General features: G+C 67.2%; 17 protein-coding genes and 1 pseudogene. 3 read left to right on the forward strand and 15 right to left on the reverse strand.

Annotation, left to right across the window (positions count from 1 at the left end; genetic code table 11):
* Nucleotides 1–27: 27 nt before the first annotated feature.
* The 6 genes and pseudogenes from ACYVGY_RS07080 to ACYVGY_RS07105 form a co-directional block, all read right to left on the reverse strand.
* On the reverse strand, nucleotides 28–1,203 hold the full coding sequence (locus ACYVGY_RS07080) for an EAL domain-containing protein (RefSeq protein ID WP_460456765.1): 1,176 nt from the start codon (nucleotides 1,201–1,203) through the stop codon (nucleotides 28–30).
* Between the two features lie 85 nt (nucleotides 1,204–1,288).
* Nucleotides 1,289–3,442 carry a type IV pilus secretin PilQ gene (pilQ, locus tag ACYVGY_RS07085; protein WP_460456766.1) on the reverse strand — a complete coding sequence of 718 codons (2,154 nt, stop codon included), beginning with the start codon at nucleotides 3,440–3,442 and terminating at the stop codon, nucleotides 1,289–1,291.
* A gap of 15 nt (nucleotides 3,443–3,457) precedes the next feature.
* Nucleotides 3,458–3,982, reverse strand: coding sequence for a pilus assembly protein PilP (locus ACYVGY_RS07090; protein WP_460456767.1), 525 nt, complete (start codon nucleotides 3,980–3,982; stop codon nucleotides 3,458–3,460).
* The gene (locus ACYVGY_RS07095; protein ID WP_460456958.1) at nucleotides 3,982–4,587 is read right to left on the reverse strand and encodes a type IV pilus inner membrane component PilO; all 606 of its coding nucleotides are present in this window, start codon (nucleotides 4,585–4,587) and stop codon (nucleotides 3,982–3,984) included. Before ACYVGY_RS07095 ends, ACYVGY_RS07090 begins: the two co-directional genes overlap by 1 nt.
* Nucleotides 4,524–5,219, reverse strand: a pseudogene (locus ACYVGY_RS07100) (PilN domain-containing protein). The gene ACYVGY_RS07095 and the pseudogene ACYVGY_RS07100 overlap by 64 nt, the downstream one beginning before the upstream one ends.
* The gene (locus ACYVGY_RS07105; RefSeq protein WP_460456768.1) at nucleotides 5,219–6,277 is read right to left on the reverse strand and encodes a pilus assembly protein PilM; all 1,059 of its coding nucleotides are present in this window, start codon (nucleotides 6,275–6,277) and stop codon (nucleotides 5,219–5,221) included. Before ACYVGY_RS07105 ends, ACYVGY_RS07100 begins: the two are co-directional and overlap by 1 nt.
* 245 nt (nucleotides 6,278–6,522) lie before the next feature.
* On the opposite strand from ACYVGY_RS07105, the gene ACYVGY_RS07110 reads away from it, so the two are divergent.
* A complete protein-coding gene (locus ACYVGY_RS07110) occupies nucleotides 6,523–9,015 on the forward strand; it encodes a penicillin-binding protein 1A (RefSeq protein ID WP_460456769.1) in 2,493 nt (830 codons plus the stop codon).
* A gap of 16 nt (nucleotides 9,016–9,031) precedes the next feature.
* Nucleotides 9,032–9,652, forward strand: coding sequence for a hypothetical protein (locus ACYVGY_RS07115; protein ID WP_460456770.1), 621 nt, complete (start codon nucleotides 9,032–9,034; stop codon nucleotides 9,650–9,652).
* A 63-nt stretch (nucleotides 9,653–9,715) separates the two neighbouring features.
* Here the strand turns inward: ACYVGY_RS07115 and ACYVGY_RS07120 are convergent, their stop codons facing one another.
* From ACYVGY_RS07120 to ACYVGY_RS07160, 9 genes are all read right to left on the reverse strand, one after another.
* Complete coding sequence (locus ACYVGY_RS07120) at nucleotides 9,716–11,005, reverse strand: citrate synthase (RefSeq protein ID WP_460456771.1); 1,290 nt, start codon at nucleotides 11,003–11,005, stop codon at nucleotides 9,716–9,718.
* Nucleotides 11,006–11,240: 235 nt separating this feature from the next.
* Nucleotides 11,241–11,483, reverse strand: a complete 243-nt coding sequence (locus ACYVGY_RS07125; RefSeq protein ID WP_460456772.1) for a type B 50S ribosomal protein L31 — start codon at nucleotides 11,481–11,483, stop codon at nucleotides 11,241–11,243.
* A gap of 78 nt (nucleotides 11,484–11,561) precedes the next feature.
* On the reverse strand, nucleotides 11,562–12,497 hold the full coding sequence (locus ACYVGY_RS07130) for a nucleoside hydrolase (RefSeq protein WP_460456773.1): 936 nt from the start codon (nucleotides 12,495–12,497) through the stop codon (nucleotides 11,562–11,564).
* A gap of 17 nt (nucleotides 12,498–12,514) precedes the next feature.
* Entirely contained in the window at nucleotides 12,515–14,644 is a 2,130-nt protein-coding gene (gene recG, locus ACYVGY_RS07135; RefSeq protein ID WP_460456774.1) for an ATP-dependent DNA helicase RecG, read from the reverse strand.
* A gap of 4 nt (nucleotides 14,645–14,648) precedes the next feature.
* Entirely contained in the window at nucleotides 14,649–15,032 is a 384-nt protein-coding gene (locus tag ACYVGY_RS07140) for a RidA family protein (protein ID WP_460456775.1), read from the reverse strand.
* 65 nt (nucleotides 15,033–15,097) lie between these two features.
* Complete coding sequence (locus ACYVGY_RS07145) at nucleotides 15,098–17,278, reverse strand: RelA/SpoT family protein (RefSeq protein ID WP_460456776.1); 2,181 nt, start codon at nucleotides 17,276–17,278, stop codon at nucleotides 15,098–15,100.
* A 163-nt stretch (nucleotides 17,279–17,441) separates the two neighbouring features.
* Nucleotides 17,442–17,744, reverse strand: coding sequence for a DNA-directed RNA polymerase subunit omega (gene rpoZ / locus ACYVGY_RS07150; protein WP_460456777.1), 303 nt, complete (start codon nucleotides 17,742–17,744; stop codon nucleotides 17,442–17,444).
* A gap of 119 nt (nucleotides 17,745–17,863) precedes the next feature.
* The gene (gene gmk, locus ACYVGY_RS07155) at nucleotides 17,864–18,475 is read right to left on the reverse strand and encodes a guanylate kinase (RefSeq protein ID WP_460456959.1); all 612 of its coding nucleotides are present in this window, start codon (nucleotides 18,473–18,475) and stop codon (nucleotides 17,864–17,866) included.
* Nucleotides 18,476–18,480: 5 nt separating this feature from the next.
* Nucleotides 18,481–19,344, reverse strand: coding sequence for a YicC/YloC family endoribonuclease (locus ACYVGY_RS07160; RefSeq protein ID WP_460456778.1), 864 nt, complete (start codon nucleotides 19,342–19,344; stop codon nucleotides 18,481–18,483).
* Nucleotides 19,345–19,410: 66 nt separating this feature from the next.
* Here ACYVGY_RS07160 and rph point away from each other — a divergent pair, with 66 nt between their 5' ends.
* Entirely contained in the window at nucleotides 19,411–20,139 is a 729-nt protein-coding gene (rph, locus tag ACYVGY_RS07165; protein ID WP_460456779.1) for a ribonuclease PH, read from the forward strand.

The raw sequence follows: 20,139 nt of genomic DNA on the forward strand, positions 1-20,139 counted from the left end.
CAGTCCTTGGACGGGAACCCCGAAATCTTACACCAGCCGCGATGCATCCCAAGGCGTGGCCAGCAGCTGCGCCAGAGTTTGCGGTCGCCCGATCAGATAGCCCTGCGCGTAGCGACAGCCGAGGCGCCTCAGGGCCTCGAGCTGGGCAGGCGTCTCGATGCCCTCCACCACGATTTCAGCGCCCAGGGCGCGCCCGAGATAGACGGCACTTTCAATAATGGCCATGGCACGGGACGAATCGAACATGTCCCGCGAGAACGATTGGTCGACCTTGATGGTGTCGAAGGGAAGCTGGTGCAGGTGGCACAGGTTTGAATAGCCGGTGCCGAAGTCATCCAGAGCGACCATGATGCCGTGCCGATGGCAGCGCTCGATGATGCCGCCGGCAAGGCCGTAGTCGAGCACCTGGCTTTCGGTGATCTCCAGCTTGAGGCTGCCGCGCGGCAATCCCGCGGCGTCCACGCGCTCAACAATTCGCTCGATCAGGCCGGGGTGCGCCAGCTGCCGCGCGGACACGTTGACCGCGACGAAAGGAGCCGGATCGGCGCCCGCCGCGAGCAGCCGGGCAATGGCCAGGCAGGCGGTGTCGATTACGTACTCGCCAACCGGCACGATCAACGAGGTTTCCTCGGCCAGCGCCACGAACTCTGCCGCCGAAATCGCCCCGCGTTCGGGGTGCTCCCAGCGCACCAGCGCTTCGTAACCGGCGATGCGGCCCAGGGGAACGTCCAACAACGGCTGGAAGCTCAGCTCCAACTGCCCTTCCGCCAACGCCTCGCGCAGCTGTGCGTCCAGCCGGATACGGTCAATGCCCAGTCGCTCGGACGGCGTCTGCTGGTCCGGGATAGATTGCTTGCCCTGCAGGGCCGCCAAAGCGCCGCGATAGCGCTTTAGCTGACCCTCCAGCAGGGACCGGATGATGGGATCGGTGGCAGCGAGTCGTTCCGCGATCTGGTGGCGATCGATCGGGAAGAGCACGCAGTCCTCCAGCGCACGGGCGGTGGCCGTGCGCGGCGAGTCGTCGATCGCCGCCATCTCGCCGACCAACTCGCCCGGACCCAACACGCTAAGGATCACGTCCCGGCCACGCTGGCGCGTGCGCACTTCGATCTCGCCCGACTCGATCAGGAAAGCGGTGCCCGGTTCTTCGCCTTCACGAAACAGGACCTCGCCACGCGCGAGCTTGATTCTCAGCTTGGCCATGCGGTCATTCCGTGGGCACTCTCTAGACACAACGAAACAGGGCCGCTTTCGCGGCCCCGTTCCGGTTCAGGCTATCGGACAAGGCTCAGTTGCGACGCGACACCGGCAGGATGCGCGGGGTCACAAAGATGAGCAGCTCGGCCTTCTCGCTGGACTTGGACTTGTTCTTGAACAGGTTGCCAAGGACCGGCAGGTCGCCCAGGAAGGGCACCTTGCGCAGGTCTTCGCGCGAGCTGAACTCGTAGACGCCGCCGACCACGACCGTCTGGCCGTTGTCGATCAGCACCGCGGTGCTGACTTCGCGCTTGGAGATCTGCGGCACGAAGCCACCGGCCGGGTTGGCGATCAACTCAGCAACCTCGTCCTTCTTCACCATCAGGTTCAGATAGACGCGACCGTCCTGGGTGATGGTCGGGGTGACCTTGAGCTCAAGCAGGACTTCCTTGAACTCGACGGTCGCAGTGGCCACCTGACCCGGCGTCGTCGCCGGCTGGATGGTCAGGTAACCGACCTCGTCGCCCTGGCGGATGATCGCTTCGCGCTGGTTGGCGGTAATCACGCACGGGTTGGAGACCACTTCGCCGCGACCCTCTTCCTCAAGCGCAGAGAGCTCGAGGTCAAGCGAAATGTCGCTGCGCAGGATGCTCAGGTTCAGCACACCCGCCGGGGTCGCCGTCGGGAGGCCGATCAGGAAGCCCGAATCGGTCGTGGTCTCGCCAGCGGCGGCACCGGCAGGCAGCGTGCCGACACGATCCTGGACGCCGAAGATCACGCCCAGCTCGCGGGCAAACTGTTCGGAGGCCACGACGATGCGGGCTTCGATCAGCACCTGATCGACCGGGCGGTCGAGGGTGGCCAGCAAGGTGCGGATTTCGTCGATCTTCTTCGCGGTGTCGATCAGCAGCAGGGTATTGGTGCGGTTGTCGAAGCTAACGCTGCCGCGGGCCGACAGGAAGCCCTTGGTCTGCTGGCCGCTGCCACCGCTTCCGCCGCCGCTGCTGGACTTGCTGTCCTCGGTGAGCAGACGGGCGATCTCTTCGGCATTGCCGTAGTTGATCGCGATGTACTCGGTCACCAGCTCTTCGCGCTCTTCGTTGGCGATGCGGGCATCCGCCTTGGCCTTCTCGAACTCGGCGATTTCCTTCTGCGGGGCAACCCAGACCACGTTGCCGTCACGGCGCTGGTCGAGCTGCTTGGCGCGCAGGACGATTTCCATCGCCTGGTCCCAGGGCACGTTGATCAGGCGCAGGGTGACATTGCCGGCCACCGTATCGGAGGCGACGATGTTCAGGCCCGATTCCTCGGCGATCAGCTGCAGCACGGTCCGAACCGGCACGTCCTGGAAGTTGAAGGTCACCGGACGGCCCGCGTATCGCTGCGGAGCCGACGGACCGGCCACCGCACCCGCGGCGCGAGCCGGCGTGGCGGCGGCGATCACGGAACCGCGCTTGGGCGCGATCTCGATCACGTACTCGTTGCCGGTCTGGTAGGCCATGGACTCGAAAGCACCGTTGGTGTTGATCACCAGACGGGTGCTGCCGGCGTTGGCATTCGGCTCGAGGCTCTGGACCGGCGTGGCGAAATCGGTCACGTCCAGGCGCCGGCGCAGGTTCTCCGGGATGCTGGCGTTGGCGACGTCGACCACGACGCGGGAACCTTCATTACGCATGTCGGCGGTGGCGCCGTCACCGTTGAAGCGAAGGACGACGCGACCGGAGCCGTTCTCGCCGCGACGGAAGTCGATGTTGGCGACCTCGATGTCGGTAGCGACGCGCTTGGACGGGTCAGCGGCGCTGGCCATCGTGTTGCTAGGCTGGGCGCCGGCATCCACCGTCAGCACCAGCAGGTTGCCGGCGCTCCGGGTGGTGTACGCGGCGGGGCGGAACAGGTCCACCACCACCCGCGTCCGGCCGTCGGCTTCCACCGCGGAGACCGCAGAGGTGGCGCCGCTGCCGATCACCACGCGGCGCTGGGTCATGCCGTTGGTGGTGTCCGGGATATCCAGGGCGATTCGCGGCGGAGTGTCCGTCGTGAAAGCCTGGACGTCACCCACCGGTTCTGCGAACTGCAGGGTGATGTCTACTTTTCCACCGGGCGCCGAGGCGTAGCGCACGTCCTGAAGGACGTTCGCCGCCATGGCCGACAGCGACGTCGTCAGTCCGACAGCGAGCGCTCCCATGGCCAGCAACCAAGTGCGCTTGGTGCCCATCCCCTCGCCCATCGTTTTATTCGCGGTCATCGTGCATTCCCCCAATCAATTGTCTTCAAGGGCGATTTTGGCTTGACGCTCAAGCCAACCGCCGGCCCCATCAGGTACGAGTTCGACCATCTCAATTCGGTCCTCGAAGACCGCCGTGATGCGACCATCGCTGAGTCCCATGTAGTTGCCCGGGCGAACCCGGTAGGTAACGCGGTCCGGGCCCATGATCAGGCCAATCACCGTATCGCCCGCGCCAATGGTGCCCACCATGTCCAGACTGTCGAGCGGGAAGGCCTCAAGGACCTCCTTGCGGCGGTCCGGGTCCGGCCGAAGGCCGTTGTCCCCGTCCCGATCGGCGCTGGGTTCGCTGAACGGATCGCGCAGGTTCTGCGCGGCGTATTCGAAGGTCTCGAACTGCTTCATTACCGGAAGCGGATCCAGCGGCGGCGCCGGGCGGGCCTTGACCTCGGCCACCCAGGCCTCGAGATCACGGCTGCCGCGGGTGCAGGCGCTGAGAGAGACCACGACCGAAGCCAGCAGCAGGCCGGTGGCGATCTTGCGGTAGTTCGGAGCAGCCATTACTTCACCTCCCCGGTGGAGCCAGCACCCGCCATTTCCTCGTCCTCGTCCAGGTAACGGTAGGTTTTAACCGTTCCTTCGAGTACCAGGGTGGCATCGCCGGGGCCGCGCGGCTTCAGCTGGATGTCGTGCATGGTCATGATGACAACGCGCGGCAGCGAAGCGACGCCGCTGACGAACGCGCCAAACTGGTGGTAGGTGCCCACCATGCGCAGCGCGATCGGCTTCTCGGCGTAGAACTCAAGCTGGGTTTCGGCGCCGGGCTGGAACAGCTCATTGTTGATGCCGCTGGCCAGGGCCGTCTGGGAGACGTCGACGATGAGGTCGGGCATCTCGTTTTTGCTGGGCAGCTGGCGAAGCATCTGCTGCAGCATGACTTCCATCTGGGCCAGCTGCTGCTTGAGCGGCTCAAGGTTGGAGGCGCGGCCCTGTTTGCCCTGGAATTCCTCGCGCAGGGTGACTTCGGTGCCTTCTTCGGACTCGAGCTGCAGGCGCTGGTCGCTCACCTTCAGGTACCAGACCAGACCCACCACGATCGCAATCAGCAGGATGCAGGCGCCGATCTTGACCTGGAAGGGCCAGGCGCCGGAGTTGTTGAAGTCCAGGTTTCGGAGGTCGACTTTCTTGCTGCTCACAGGGCACCTCCGGCAGCAGCGGGCGCCACGGCGGCGGCAGCGGCCTCGTCGTCAACGGCGCTCGGGTTCTTGAGGGTGACCTTGAGCGAGAACATATTGGGCAGGCCCTTGTCCTCGCCCTTGGTCTCGATGATGCTCAGGTCCGGGCTGGTCATCCAGCCGGATGCCTCCAGATTGCGCATGTACGAGCTGACGCGGGCGTTCGACTGCGCGCGACCCTCGAGGGTCAGTGTCTGGCCCTTCTGCTGGATCGAACTAAGACGAACGCCTTCCGGGATCGTGCGCACCAGCTCATCGAACAGGTGCACCATCTGCGAACGGCTGGCCTGCAGCTGCTCGATCACCTGTTTACGCGCAAGCAGGTTGGCCTTCTTGCGGTCGAGTTCCTCGATTTCCTTGATCTGCTGGTCCACGAGCACGATCTGCTGGCGCAGGTACTGGTTGCGCGCCTGCTGACCCTCGATCTGGCCGCTGTAGTACATGACGATCAGGAAACTGATGAGCAGCGCGATCACAGCCGCGAGGCCGAGCATGCCGACGAATTCCTTCTGACGCAGTTTGCGCCGCTCTGCACGCCAGGGAAGTAGGTTGATTCTGGCCATCAGTCGAAGCTCCTCAGGGCCAGACCGCAGGCAATCATGAGCGCCGGGGCATCCTGCGCCAGGGCATGGGCCTGGACACGGGGGCCGAGCGCCATATTGGCGAGCGGGTTAGCGATGACGGTGGGCACGCCCAGCTGCTCCTCGACGAGGTTGGCAATGCCGGCGATCGACGCACAGCCGCCGGCCAGAACCACCTGGTCGACGCGATTGAAGTCACTGCCGGCGTAGAAGAACTGCAGCAGTCGGCTGACCTGCTGGACCAGCGCTTCCTTGAACGGCTCCAGCACCTCGACTTCGTAGCTCTCCGGAAGGCCGCCCTGGCGCTTGGCCAGTCCCGCCTCGTCGTAGCTCAGGCCGTAGCGGCGCATGACCTCGTCGGTCAGCTGCTTGCCGCCGAAGACCTGCTCGCGGGTGTAGATGCTGCGCTGGCCGCGCAGCACGTTGAGCGTGGTCATGGTCGCGCCGATGTCCACCAGGGCGACGATCGCGTCCTTGGGCACCGAAAGCTGGTCAGCGACGAGTTTGAAGGCGTTCTCCATCGCGAAGGCCTCGACGTCGATGACCTTGGCGGTGAGGTTGCCCAGCTCGAGGGCCGACTGGCGTAGCTCGACGTTCTCGGTCCGGGAGGCGGCCAGCATGACCTGCACCATCTCCGGATTGCTCGGCATCGGACCCAACACCTCGAAGTCGATGCTGACCTCGTCGATGGGGTACGGGATGTAGTTCGAGGCCTCGAGCTGGACCTGATCCTCGAGGTCATCCTCGTCCAGGTCGCCCTGGATGGGGATGATCTTGGTGATCACGGACGAGCCCGAGACGGCGGCGGCCGCGTGCCTGGCCTTGGTGCCCGAGCGGGCCACGGCCCGCTTGATCGCCTCGCCGACGGCCTCGACCTCGACGATGTTCTTCTCGACCACGGCATTGGGCGGCAGCGGCTCCACCGCGTAGTGTTCCACGCGATAGCGCCCGCCTGACTCGGTGAGCTGCAAAAGCTTGACGGCCGTGGAACTGATGTCCAGACCGACGAGCGGTGTCTTGGTATTTCCGAAAAGACCCACGGTTTATCCCCTTCCGACGGGCGCTTACAAGCAATAGGTGCGCCGTTACATTAAATAACGAAAAATTGCCAAATGGCAATGCCCCCCCGCTTTTGGCCGACGGGACCCCTGTTCAGCTTGCCTTGCGCTCCCCTTCCTAGACGCAATCCGATCCGGAAACCGGCCTCCCCCAAGGCGGCTCCCGACCATGCCCTCGTTCTATACTCCCTGCCCCACGTCGATGTAAACCTCGGGAGAGGCCCTGGATGGCCCGTTTTGTCCGCCTGCTGCGCCGGGCACTATACCTGTTCGCCGGACTCGCCCTACTGGGCGTGCTCACCTTGGCGGTCCTTTACTGGCTGATATCGCCCCGCCTGCCGGACGTCCAGGAGCTGCGAAACGTGCAGCTCCAGGTGCCGCTGAGCATTTACACCCGCGATGGCCGGCTGATCGCCCTGATCGGCGAGACCCGCAGATTCCCGGTGGATATCGAGGATGTCCCGCTGCCGGTCAAGCAGGCCTTCGTCGCGATTGAAGACGCCCGCTTCTATGAGCATCCCGGCATTGATTGGCGCGGCATCACCCGCGCCGTCTGGCTGCTGGCGACCACCGACGACCGCCGGGTCCCCGGCGGCAGCACCATCACCCAGCAGGTTGCCCGGCAGTTCTTCCTGAGCGCGGAGTACTCATATACCCGCAAACTCACCGAGATTTTCCTGGCGCTGAAGATGGAGCGAGAGCTGGAAAAGGACGAAATTCTCGAGCTTTATCTCAATAAAAGCTTTTTCGGAAACCGCGCCTATGGCGTCGCGGCGGCGGCCGATTATTACTACGGAAAATCGCTAGACCAGCTGACGCTGGCACAGGCCGCGACCCTGGCTTCGATCCCGAAATTTCCGTCGAGCGGCAACCCGATCATCAATCCCGAACGCGCGCTGGTGCGACGCAATTACGTGCTTCTGCGGATGCGCGAGGAAGGCATGATTACGGTGGATCAGGAGCTGGCCGCGCAGGCTGCGCCGATGGACGCCAGCCCGCACGAGCCCAAGGTTGAAGTGGACGCGGCCTACGTCGCCGAAATGGTCCGCGCCGAGATGGAGCAGCGCTACGGCGCCGAGGCCACGACCAGCGGCCTGAGCGTCTACACCACGCTCGATGGCACGCATCAGGCCGCGGCGGCCCAGTCCGTGCAGGCGGGACTGCTCGAGTACGACCGCCGCCACGGCTACCGCGGCCCCGAGGCCCAGCTCGACCTGGCCGAGGCCGAAGATGAGGCGGCACTGCGCGCCCGCCTGCGCCAATACCCGCCGCTGGGTGGACTCGCAGCCGGCATCGTGACCGGCTTCGAAGGCGACGCCGCGCGCCTGCTGGTGGCGGGCGCAGAACCCGTTCTGCTCGACGCCAAGGCGACGCGCTGGGCTGGAAAACCGCCCCGCCAGCTGCTCAAGCGCGGCGATGTGGTCCGCTTTTCCGTCCTGCCGGTAGTGGCCAAGGCCGGCGCCGATTCCGATGCGCCGCCCCCGGCGCCGGAGTGGGTGCTGGCGCAAATCCCGGTCGCGCAGGCGGCCCTGGTGTCGCTGCAGCCCGAGGACGGCGCCATCCGCGCCCTGGTCGGCGGCTTCAGCTTCGGCCTGAACAAGTTCAACCGCGCCACGCAGGCCCAGCGCCTGCCTGGCTCGAGCTTCAAGCCCTTCGTTTACGCGGCGGCATTCGAGCGCGGATTCTCGCCCGCGAGCATCGTGCTCGACGCGCCGGTGGTGTTCCGCGATCGTGCCGGCAACGTTTGGCGGCCGCAGAACGATGCCGGCAATTTCGCAGGCCCCATGCGTTTGCGCGAAGCGCTGGTGCAGTCGCGCAACCTGGTGTCGGTGCGCCTGCTCGACGCCATCGGCGTGGACTTCGCGAGCCGATACATCACCCAGTTCGGCTTCAGCCAGGAAAGCCTGCCGCCGAATCTCTCCATGTCGCTGGGCACCTCGTCGCTGACGCCGCTGTCGATTGCGCGCGGCTACGCCGTCTTCTCCAACGGCGGTTACCGCATCGATCCCTGGTTCATCGAAAAAGTGCTCGATCGCAACGGCCAGGTCCTGAGCCAGACCAATCCAGCCCGCGCCTGCGCCGGCTGCCCAGGCCGGGCCGCGGGCGAACAGCGGGCCACTACGGTGGTGGACGGCTTCGATTTCGGAAGCGCGCCAAGCGCCACGCCGCCGCCCGAGGCCGCGACCGCCGCCGGCCCGGCCGCTGCAGCGGCCGAGGGCGAGCGCGTGCTGGCCCCACGAGCCATCGATGAACGCACCGCGTTCCTGGTCCGTTCGCTGATGAAGGACGTGGTCAAGCGCGGCACCGCCACGGCCGCGCGCGTGCTCGAGCGCGAGGATATCGGCGGCAAGACCGGTTCAACCAACGACTACCGCGACGCCTGGTTCTCGGGCTTCGGTGGCGACCTGGTCACCACGGTCTGGGTCGGGAACGACGACTTCAACAGCCTCGGCCGCGGCGAGTACGGCGGACGGGCGGCGCTGCCGATCTGGATCGGCTACATGCGCACCGCACTGCAGGATGTGCCCGTGCAGGAGCCGGCGGTGCCGGCCGGCATCATCGTCGCTTCGGTGGACGCCAGCAGCGGCCGCATCGTGCCCGAAGGCACACCAGGCTCGGTCGTCGATTATTTCAAGGCCGAGGAATACGATCGAATCAGCAACAGCGGCTTCGACCTCGACCCCGAACTGAGCAACGAAGAGGCCTTCGACATTTTCTGACGCCGGAAGATCGCCTATGCCCGTTCGCCGCCAGGATGACCCCCGCACGCGCCAGCGGCGCCAGCAGCTGGCGCAGGAGGCGGCCAGGCTTCTTGCTACCGGCGCGCACCACGACCCGGCCCAGGCGCTGCGCAAGGCCGCATCAAAGCTGGGCATTCGCGATGAGGCCAGCTTCCCCGGCGGCGACGAGATCCGGGAGGCCCTGCAGGCGCACCAGCGGCTGTTCGGAGGCGAGGCCCCATCCTCACGCCTTCAGGCACTGCGTGAGGCCGCTCAAGAGGCAATGGGCTTCTTCGCCGCCTTTGACCCGCGGCTGAGCGGCGCGGCCCTGGAGGGACCGGTAGGCGCGCATACGCCGGTCTGCCTCCATCTGCATGCCGACAACCCGGACGATATCGCCCGCTTCCTGCACGACCAGCGTATTCCGGCCGACCAGTCCACCCGGCGCCTGCGGCTTGCGCGGGAACAGGCGCGTCCCCTGCCCTGCTGGGAGTTCGCAGCCGGGGGCATCGCCTTCGAACTCTGGGTACTGCCCTTGTCCGCGCTGCGCCAGCCGCCCCTGGACGCGCTGGAGGATCGACCGCTCCGGCGTGCCAGCGCCAGCGCGCTGCGCCAGCTCATCGCCGGCGGCGACTGACGGAAGCCCGAAACGACGAACGCCCCGCCGAAGCGGGGCGTTCGAAAGACAACGCGCCGTGGATCAGCGCTTTGCCAGCGGCACGTAGTCCCGGTTCGCGGCGCCGGTGTAGATCTGACGCGGGCGGCCGATCTTGGCCTCGGGGTCGGTCTGCTGCTCGAGCCAATGCGAGACCCAGCCCGCGGTACGGGCGATGGCAAACATGACCGTGAACATCTCAGCCGGGATGCCCAGCGCCTTGTAGATGATGCCGGAGTAGAAATCCACGTTCGGGTAGAGCTTGCGCTGCACGAAGTAGTCGTCCTTGAGCGCGGCCTCTTCCAGCCGCATCGCCACTTCCAGCATCGGGTCGTTGACGCCCAGCTCGGCCAGGACCTCGTGACACATCTCGCGGATGATGGTCGCGCGCGGATCGAAGTTCTTGTAAACGCGATGTCCAAAGCCCATCAGGCGGAAGCCCGAGGTCTTGTCCTTGGCGCGATCAACGGCCTTGGCGACGTCCTCCGGGCGGCCGATCTCGGCCAGCATCTTGAGCACGGCTTCGTTGGCGCCACCGTGGGCCGGACCCCAGAGCGCCGCCACGCCGGCAGCGACGCAGGCGTAGGGGTTGGCGCCGGTCGAACCGACCAGGCGGACCGTGGACGTGGAGGCGTTCTGCTCGTGGTCGGCGTGCAGGATGAACAGCAGGTCGAGCGCCTTGGCGGCCACCGGCTTGAGGGTCAGCGGCTCGCTGGGGACCTCGAACATCATGTGCAGGAAGCGCTCGACGTACTCGAGGTTGTTGCGCGGGTAGCGGATCGGCCAGCCGATCGAGTGGCGGTAGCAGGCGGCGGCAATGGTCGGCACCTTGGCCAGCAGCCGGATCGCCGCCAGACGGCGCTGTTCCGGGTCCTCGAGGTCGAGTTCGTCGTGATAGAACGCCGCCAGCGAACCGATCATGCCGCACATCATCGCCATCGGGTGCGCGTCGTGGCGGAAGCCGTGCAGGAAGCTCTTGAAGGCCTCGTGCATCATCGTGTGGTGGGTGACTTCGTGCTCGAACTTGGCGAACTGGCCCGGGTTGGGCAGCTCGCCATTCATCAGCAGGTAGCTGGTTTCGAGGAAGTTGGAGTGCTTGGCCAGCTGCTCGATCGGGTAGCCGCGATAGAGCAGCACGCCTTCGTCGCCGTCGATATAGGTCACCGCGCTGCGGCAGCTGGCGGTCGCCACGAAGCCGGGATCGTAGGTGAACATGCCCGTTTCCTTGGGCAGGCGGGTGATATCGACGCAAGGCGCGCCAAGGGTGCCGGAATAGACGGGAAGCTCGACGTTCTTGCCGGCGGCGTTGAGCACGACGCTCTTGTTGTCGGACACGGGCTGACTCCTTTCAGGGGGCGCGATCCGCATCCTCGAAGGGCTCTGGCGCGGCGTTCGCTGGTATCGATCGAAGGCGCCGCCGGGGCGGTCACCATGCGCCGAAGTATCTCACAGCGGCCGCGCGCAAGTCAGTGAAAGCGGCATGAACCTTGGTCGGGGGGTGGCCAACGAAAAGGCCGCCCCGGGGGGCGGCCTCTCGTCTCGCCGGCCCGGGTTGCCCCGGGTCGCGCGCTTACTTGGCGTAGCGCTGGCGGAAGCGGTCGATGCGGCCGCCGGTGTCCATGACCTTCTGCTTGCCCGTGTAGAACGGGTGCGAAGCGGAGGTGATGTCGACCTTGACCAGGGCATATTCCTTGCCGTCGGTCCACTTCACCGTCTCCTTGCTGGAGAGGGTGGAACGGGTCAGGAACGCGAAGTCGGAGGACAGGTCCTGGAAGACGACTTCTTTGTAGTTCGGATGGATGTCGGCCTTCATGGCAATTACTCCGCCGGGTTTGCGTGGGGAAAGACCGGAATTATAAGCCGGCCCAGCGCCTTGTCGCAAGTCCGGCGCTCAGGCGCCCAGGGCGGCCCGGATCAGGCCCTCAAACCGGGCCTGGTCATAGTCCATCACGATCCGGGCATTGGCCGGTCGCGCCATGCGCTGCTGCCAGTCCACCAGGGTCGCACCGCGGCTGAGCCTGCCCTCCAGCTCCACGGCCAGGAAGCGCTCCTCGGCCCGGGTAACGCCGTCCGGATGCAGGGCCGCGGCCATCGCCAGGGCATCGGCGCTGTGCCACAGATCGCCGCGCTTGCCCTCCGACCACTGCCGGGTGAATCGCGAGATGCCGTCGTAGAAGCGCGCGCGGCCATCGCCGGCCGCCAGCCAGGCCTCGAAATCCCGGTGCGGGAAGCCGTGCCGCACCACCGCCTCCCAGTCCGCCAGTTCGAAGTGGGGGAAGCCCCGGAACACCACGTCGGCCGCCTCCGGGTCGAAGGCGATGTTGAATTCCGCCGGTATCGAGGTGTTGCCCTGCCCCGTTACGGCCCCGCCCATCACCACCAGGCGCCCGATCCGTGATGGCAGCGACGGATCCAGGCGCAAGGCCAGCGCCAGGTTGGTCAGCGGGCCCAGCGTGACCAGCAGCAGGCGACCGGCATGCTCGTGGGACAAGCGCAGGATCGCCAGCGCCGCATGCTCGGCCTCGGCCCGACGATCGGACGGCACATAGCCGGTGTCGCCGAAGCCGTCTTTGCCGTGCACATAGGCGGCATCCGCTGCATCGTGAACCAAGGGCACCGGGCAGCCGGCGTAGACCGGCACGTCCACGCCCGCGACCTCGCAGAGCTTGAGCGCGTTGGCGACGGTGTGGTCCAGGCCGACGTTTCCGGCGGCGATGGTCAGGCCCACCAGACGGTGGCGGGGGTCGTTGAAGGCCATCAGGAGAGCCAGGGCGTCGTCCACGCCCGGGTCGGTGTCGATCAGCAGCGGAATGCGTTCGTCGGTCATGGCCCGATTATGCCGATTCAGGCACCGGCGAAGCGCGCGGCCCCGCCCACCCAGCGCTCGACCAAGCGGCCAGCGATGTCCGGCGCCGTCGCCAGCAGCTCGTCCGCGGCGCGATGCACCTCGGGCAGCAGGTCGGCGTCGCGCACCAGGTCGGCCATGCGGAAGTTGGCCAGCCCGGTCTGGCGCGTGCCGAGCAGCTCGCCCGGGCCACGCAGCTCAAGGTCCTTCTCGGCGATCAGGAAGCCGTCGGTGCTGGCGCGCATCACCTCCAGCCGCTCGCGCGCCATCGCCGACAGCGGCGGCTTGAACATCAGCACGCAGCTGGAGGCCGCGGCGCCGCGCCCCACCCGCCCGCGAAGCTGGTGCAGTTGGGCCAGGCCCAGGCGCTCGGCGTTTTCGATCACCATCAGGCTGGCGTTGGCCACGTCCACGCCGACTTCGATCACCGTGGTCGCCACCAACAGGTTCAGCTGGCCCGCCTTGAAGGCCGACATCACCGCCTGCTTCTCCGCCGACTTCATGCGCCCGTGCAGCAGGCCCAGGCGCAGTTCGGGCAATAGCGTGCCCAACTGCTCGTAGGTGCTCTGGGCGGCCTGCGCCTCGACCTCTTCGCTGTCCTCGATCAGGGTGCAGACCCAGTAGGCCTGGCGCCCCTCCGCGCAGGCCGCGCGGATTCGCTCGACCACCTCGCCGCGACGCTCACCGCTGATCGCCACGGTCTGCACCGGCGTGCGGCCCGGTGGCATTTCGTCTATCACGGATACATCCAGGTCGGCGTAAGCCGACATCGCCAGGGTGCGTGGAATCGGGGTCGCGGTCATCACCAGCTGATGCGGCACCTGGACGCCATTCAAGCCCTTGTCGCGCAGGGCCAGGCGCTGGTGCACGCCGAACCGGTGCTGTTCGTCGACGATGGCCAGGCCCAGGCCGGCGAACACGACCTTGTCCTGCATCAAAGCGTGGGTGCCCACCACCACCTGGGCCCGACCCGAGCTGATCTCTTCGAGCACGGCGGCGCGCGCCTTGCCGGTGACCTTGCCGGCCAACCACGCCACCTTGAGCCCGAGCGGCTCGAGCCAGGCGCGGAAATTGACCAGGTGTTGCTCGGCCAGCAGTTCGGTCGGCGCCATCAGGGCGACCTGACGCCCGGCCTCCACGGCGTTGGCCGCGGCCAGGGCGGCGACCACGGTCTTGCCGCTGCCGACGTCACCCTGCACCAGCCGCAGCATCGGCTCCGGGCGCGCCATGTCCTGCGCCACCTCGTCCAGCACGCGCCGCTGCGCCCCCGTTAGCGTGAACTTCAGCCCGGCGCGCAGCGCCTTGGCCAGCTCGCCCTTGGGCCGTACCGGGCTTGCCCCGTGGGCGCGCAGGGCGATGCGCTGGCGCCGCAGGCTCAGGTGATGGGCCAGCAGTTCCTCCAGCGCCAATCGGCGCTGGGCCGGGTGGACGCCGAGCGCGAACTCGCGCAAGTCGGCATCGGGCGGCGGCCGGTGTGCGGTCAGCAGCGCTTCGCGCAGGGTCGGCAGCTGCAGCCGTTGGCGCAGGTCACCGGGCAGCAACTCGAGCTCGTCGGCCGGCGGCAGTCGCCGCAGCGCCTCGCCGACCAGGCGCACCAGCGACTGCGGGCCCAGGCCTTCCACCGCCGGATAGACCGGGTCAAGACGATCGCGGACCGTGGCATCGGCGTCCTCCCCCAGCAGCTGATAGCTGGGGTGGACCATTTCCAGCCCGTGCTGGCCCGGCCGCGCCTCGCCGTAACAAAGGATGCGGCGACCGGGAACGAACTGCGCCAGCTGGGCCCGGTTGAAGTGGAAGAAGCGCAGCACCAGGCCACCGAACGAACCATCGCTTATCGCGACCCGCAGCGTCGGCCGGAACCGGAAACTGCGCTCAACCGCCTCCACGCGCCCGGCCACCTGGGCCGAGACGCCGGGCTGCAGGCCGCTGATCGGCGTCAGCCGGGTGCGGTCTTCGTAGCGCAGCGGTAGATGCAGCCAGAGGTCCTGCAGGCTCAACAGACCGCGTACGGCCAGCTTTTCAGCCACTTTCGGGCCGACGCCCGGCAGCGTGGACAGGCCGTCGGCCCCGGATGGCGCCAGCGCCGGCTCCGGGCCGCGGCTGCCGCGGCGACGCGGCGGCCCGGTCACGACTTCAGCCGATGACCAGAACGGCGTCGATCTCGACCCGGGCACCCTTGGGCAGGCCGGCGACCTGAATGGTCGAGCGCGCCGGATAGGGCGTCTGGAAGTACTCCGCCATGACGGCATTGACCTGGGCGAAGTCCGACAGGTCCATCACGTAAATGCCGACCCGCACGACGCCGTCGAGGGATCCGCCGGCCGCCTCGCAAACCGCCTTGAGGTTGTCGAACACGCGCCGCGTCTGGGCGCTGATGTCGCCGCCGACGAGTTCGCCGGTGGCCGGGTCGAGCGGGATCTGGCCCGACAGGTAAACGGTCTGGCCCGAACGCACGGCCTGTGAATAGGGGCCGATGGCGGCAGGCGCGCGCTCGGTGCTGATCGGATCTCGTGACATGGCGGTGGCTCGACAGGGAGGGGAACCGCGATTGTAGGAGCCGCGCGCCGCAGCTGCCAGACCAGTCAGAGCCGCTGGACCCCGTGCACCACGCCCAGGCGCCGGATACGGCGGATCACGTCGGCGAGGTGCTTGCGATTACGTACCTCGATCGCGAACTCCATCACCGACACCGAAACGTCGCGCTCCCGGTATTCGACCGAATCAATATTGGAGTTGCTTTCCGCGACCGCGGCGGCCACCTGGGCCAGTACGCCGGGCTTGTTTTCAACCTCGATGCGCAGCGACACCCCGTAGTCGCCCTGTACGCTGCGGTCCCAGGCCATGGGCACGCAGCGCTCGGGGAGCTTGCGGTATTCGGCCACGTTCGGGCAGTCGCTGCGGTGCACCACCACGCCCTTGCCGGCACTAAGGAAACCCATGATTTCGTCGCCGGGTATCGGATGACAGCATCCTGCGAAACTAAGTACACCGCGCTCGCTGCCGGTGATCATGACGCGCTCGGATGTGGCCTGCGACGGCAGCCCGCCGCCTGCACCTGCCGGCAGGGCGTCCTGACCGTGCACCATGATGCGCGCCACCTGGGCCGGCATGCGGTTGCCCAGGGCGATATCGGCCAGCAGCTCTTCCAGTCTCCGATAGCGCATCTCGGCGAGCAGCTGTTCGATGCGCTCGGCCGGTACCCGGTCGAGCGAGCTTTCCAGCGCTTCCAGCGCGCGATCGAGCATGCGGTGGCCCAGGTCCACGGCGTCCTCGTGCTCAAGGCGCTTGAGGAAATGCCGGATCGCGGTGCGCGCCTTGCTCGAAACCACGAACTCCAGCCACTGCGGGCCGGGCGTCGCCGAGGGCGCGGTGATGATCTCGACGCTCTGGCCGCTGCTGAGCTTGCTGCGCAGCGGCACCAGCTTTTTGTCCACCCGCGCCGCCACGGCGTGGTTGCCGACATCGGTATGCACCGCGTAGGCGAAGTCGAGCGCAGTGGCGTTGCGCGGCAGCGCCAGGATGTCGCCCTTGGGCGTGAACAGATAGACCTCGTCGGGGAACAGGTCGACCTTGACGTTCTCCAGGAACTCCAGCGACGAGCCCGCGCTTTGCTGCGTGTCCATCAGGTTGCGCACCCAGTCCTGGGCGCGCGCCTGCGCGGCACTGCTGCCGGTCCCGGCGCTCTTGTAGATCCAGTGCGCGGCGATACCGCGTTCTGCCACCAGGTCCATGTCCTCGGTGCGGATCTGCACCTCCACCGGCGCACCGTAGGGGCCGAATAGCACCGTGTGCAGACTCTGGTAGCCGTTGGCCTTGGGAATGGCGATGAAGTCCCGGAAGCGTGCATCCAGCGGCTTGTAGATCGAATGCACGGCGCCCAGCGCGTGGTAGCACTGCATCACCGTGGGCACCACGATGCGGAAGCCGAAGACGTCGAGCACCTGCTCCAGGCTTTTGTTTTCCTGGCGCATCTTGGTGTAGATGCTCCAGGGCGACTTCACCCGGCTAACCAAGTGGTTGCGCAGTCCTTCCTGCGCCAGCCGCTGCGCCAGCTGCGCCTCGATGGTGGCCAGGGCCTCGCGCCGCATCACCGGCTGGGACAGGATGCGCTTGGAAATGACCCGATGCCGCATCGGGTGCAGCGCGCGGAAGCCGAGATCCTGCAGCTCGGCCTTGATCTTGTTCATACCCAGACGCTGGGCGATCGGCGCGTAGATCTCAAGCGTTTCACGGGCGATCCGGCGGCGCGATTCGGCGGCCATCGCGTCCAGCGTGCGCATGTTGTGCAGGCGGTCGGCGAGCTTGATCAGGATCACGCGCAGGTCGCGCGCCATCGCCAGCATCATCTTGCGGAAGCTCTCGGCGGCGGCTTCCTGGCGATCGCGGAAATGCAGCTTGTCGAGCTTGGTGACGCCGTCGACCAGCTCCGCCACGGTGCCGCTGAACTCACGCTCGATCTCGCTGCGCGGCAGCGGCGTGTCCTCGAGCGCGTCGTGCAGGATCGCCGCACACAGGGTCTCGGCGTCGAGCCGAAGCTCAGCCAAGATGCCGGCTACGGCCACCGGGTGGGTGATATAGGCCTCACCGCTCTTTCGGGTTTGGCCTTCGTGGGCGCGGGCGCCGATCTCGTAGGCGCGCCGGACCAGCCGAATCTGGTCAGGCGCCAGGTAGTCAGCCAGCCGCTTCTCGAGCGCCAGCACCGCGTCCGGACAAGGGTCCGGACCGACGTCGGCGACTTTCTGCGGCTTGGTGAACGAGGACATACGGCCAGACTACGCGGCCACGGGAAACCCATCAATGGCGCAGCTTTCGGGCGAAGCTGGGCCCACTTGAGCCGGAATGTAGGAGGGCCTTCAGGCCCGAAGCCCTTCACGGAGAGCTTCGGGCCTGAAGGCCCTCCTACAGGACGCCACCAGCCCGAGGGACTTAGATCTCGTCGCTGCCCTTGGACAGGTCGTCGTCGACCACTTCGGCGGCGGCCCACTCCAGGGCCTCGCGCTCGGCGCGCTCGCGCTCGGACTTCTCGACGTCGTCGATCATCTTCTGGTCAATCTTGCGGGCCGCGATTTCACGCAGGGCCAGCACGGTCGGCTTGTCCTGCTGTTCGCTGTTGTCGAGGGTCGGTTCCACGCCCTTCGCCAGCTGGCGGGCGCGCTTGGACGCCATCAGGACCAGCTCGAAGCGGTTGTCGACGACGGACAGGCAGTCTTCCACGGTAATGCGGGCCATTGGATCTCCTCAACCGCGCGATGCCCGGCCTGGGCACCCACGGAAAATCAAGGGGTTACGCGAACCGCGCATTGTACGCCCGGGCCGGAGGCGGCGCAAATGCGCGCCCGCCGGGCGATTCAGGCCAGCAGGTCGCCGATCAGCCCGGCGTGGCGGGCAGCCTGGGCCGCCCGCTCCAGCCGCCGGGCCACGAAGATGGCCCGCAGCTCGGCCGCGGCGGCGTCAAAGTGTTCGTTGACGATGACGTAGTCGAACTCGTCGTAGTGCGACATCTCTTCCCGGGCCGCCGCCAGGCGCTTGGCGATGGTGGCCTCGCTGTCCTGGCCCCGGTTGCGCATCCGGGTTTCGAGCGCGTCCTTGGACGGCGGCAGGATGAAGACGCTGATGCAGTCCGGCATCTGCTCACGGACCTGGCGCGCGCCCTGCCAGTCGATCTCCAGCAGCACGTCCTTGCCCGCGGCCAGCTGCGGCTCGACGGACTGCCGGGCGGTGCCCTTGTAGTCACCGTGCACCAGCGCGTGTTCATAGAAGTCGCCGGCGGCGATCATGCGCTGGAATTCGGCCTTGTCGACGAAGTGGTAGTGCTGGGCGTGGCGTTCACCCGGCCGCGGCGGGCGCGAGGTGAAGGAAATCGACAGGGCGATCCCCGGCTCCTTGGCCAGCACCGCATTGACCAGGCTGGACTTGCCGGCACCCGAGGGCGCGGCGACCACGTAGAGCGTGCCGCGGATGGCGTTCATTCGAGGTTTTGCACCTGTTCGCGCAGCTGTTCGATCAGGACCTTGAGCTCCACCGCCGCCTGCGTGGTGCGGCTGTCCACCGACTTCGAGCCCAGGGTGTTGGCTTCGCGATTGAACTCCTGCATCAGGAAGTCGAGCCGGCGGCCAACCGCCTCGGGCAGGCCGAATACCCGGCGAGCCTCGGCAACGTGGCTGGCCAGTCGGTCCAGCTCTTCGTCCACGTCAATCTTCTGAAGATTGAGCACCACTTCCTGCTCCAGCCGTCCGGGATCAAGCGGCAGTTTGAGGTCGGCCAGCTTCGCGTCGAGCTTGGCGCGCAGCGCCGCGCGGATCTCGGGCAGCCATTCGCGAACCTGCCGCGTGATGCGCTCGATGCCGTCTACGCGCTCGGCCATCACGGCGGCCAGCTTGGCACCCTCGCGCTCACGCGCGGCCACGAACTCGGTCAAGGTCTCGTCAAGCAAGGCCAGCGCCTCAGCCTGCAGGCCGGCCTGGTCCAGTGCGTCTTCTTCCACCACGCCCGGAAAGCGCAAAAGCTCGGTGAACTCGGTCCGCAGGCCGGGGAATCGCGCGTTCACTGCCTGGGCCGCTGCGGCGAGCTGGTCCAGAAGGCCGTGATTGATGCACAGATCGGCCCGGCCACCGCCCGCAGGCCGGAACCTCAGCACCAGGTCAACCTTGCCGCGAGACACCTTCTGGGCCACCCGCTCACGCAGCGCCGGCTCGATCGCGCGCAGTTCCTCGGGCGCGCGCACGCTCAGCTCGTGGAAGCGGTGGTTCACCGCGCGCAGCTCGCATCCGAGCGTGCCACCGGTGGCGGCGCGCTCGCAGGCGGCGAAGGCAGTCATGCTGCGGATCATGGGCGGTCCCGGGAATGGAGGGGTCGAATGGTAATCTAGCCGGCCAAAGATTGCCGGATGTGCCCCATGACCAGCTCCACCCGCCCCGACGGCCGCGCCCCCGACCAGCTGCGCGCCGTAAGCATCGAGCGGCACTTCACCAAGCACGCCGAGGGCTCGGTACTGGTGAGCTTCGGCGACACCCGCGTGCTGTGCACCGCCAGCATCGACAACAAGGCGCCGGGCTTCCTGCGCGGCAAGGGCGAAGGCTGGGTCACGGCCGAATACGGCATGCTGCCGCGCGCCACCAACACCCGCAACGACCGCGAGGCCGCGCGCGGCAAGCAGGGCGGCCGCACGCTGGAGATCCAGCGCCTGATCGGCCGCGCGCTGCGCGCCTGCATCGACCGCAAGGCGCTGGGCGAGCGCACCATCACCCTGGACTGCGACGTGCTGCAGGCCGACGGCGGCACCCGCACCGCGGCGATCACCGGCGCCTACGTGGCGCTATGCGACGCCGTGGCGGTGCTCAAGGCCCGCGGCGACATCAGCCGCGACCCGATCCTGGGCGCGGTGGCGGCCGTGTCGGTCGGTATCTACCAGGGCGTGCCGGTGCTCGACCTCGACTACCGCGAGGACAGCACCTGCGACACCGACATGAACGTCGTGATGAACGACGGCGGCGGCTTCATCGAGGTCCAAGGCACCGCCGAAGGCCACGCCTTCCGTCGCAATGAACTCGATGCCCTGCTCGTGCTGGCCGAAAAAGGCGTGGCCGAACTGGTCGCCCTGCAGCGCGCGGCGCTGGCGGACTGA

The organism is Arenimonas alkanexedens, assembly GCF_054781355.1.

What these genes read in the sequence shown, in the direction of transcription:
- ACYVGY_RS07145 (WP_460456776.1), bottom strand. Translation starts at nt 17,278, where the DNA reads ATGTCCTCGTTCACCAAGCCGCAGAAAGTCGCCGACGTCGGTCCGGAC.
- ACYVGY_RS07125 (WP_460456772.1), bottom strand. Translation starts at nt 11,483, where the DNA reads ATGAAGGCCGACATCCATCCGAACTACAAAGAAGTCGTCTTCCAGGAC.
- ACYVGY_RS07130 (WP_460456773.1), bottom strand. Translation starts at nt 12,497, where the DNA reads ATGACCGACGAACGCATTCCGCTGCTGATCGACACCGACCCGGGCGTG.
- ACYVGY_RS07140 (WP_460456775.1), bottom strand. Translation starts at nt 15,032, where the DNA reads ATGTCACGAGATCCGATCAGCACCGAGCGCGCGCCTGCCGCCATCGGC.
- ACYVGY_RS07110 (WP_460456769.1), top strand. Translation starts at nt 6,523, where the DNA reads ATGGCCCGTTTTGTCCGCCTGCTGCGCCGGGCACTATACCTGTTCGCC.
- pilQ (WP_460456766.1), bottom strand. Translation starts at nt 3,442, where the DNA reads ATGACCGCGAATAAAACGATGGGCGAGGGGATGGGCACCAAGCGCACT.
- ACYVGY_RS07115 (WP_460456770.1), top strand. Translation starts at nt 9,032, where the DNA reads ATGCCCGTTCGCCGCCAGGATGACCCCCGCACGCGCCAGCGGCGCCAG.
- rpoZ (WP_460456777.1), bottom strand. Translation starts at nt 17,744, where the DNA reads ATGGCCCGCATTACCGTGGAAGACTGCCTGTCCGTCGTCGACAACCGC.
- rph (WP_460456779.1), top strand. Translation starts at nt 19,411, where the DNA reads ATGACCAGCTCCACCCGCCCCGACGGCCGCGCCCCCGACCAGCTGCGC.
- ACYVGY_RS07090 (WP_460456767.1), bottom strand. Translation starts at nt 3,982, where the DNA reads ATGGCTGCTCCGAACTACCGCAAGATCGCCACCGGCCTGCTGCTGGCT.
- ACYVGY_RS07160 (WP_460456778.1), bottom strand. Translation starts at nt 19,344, where the DNA reads ATGATCCGCAGCATGACTGCCTTCGCCGCCTGCGAGCGCGCCGCCACC.
- ACYVGY_RS07080 (WP_460456765.1), bottom strand. Translation starts at nt 1,203, where the DNA reads ATGGCCAAGCTGAGAATCAAGCTCGCGCGTGGCGAGGTCCTGTTTCGT.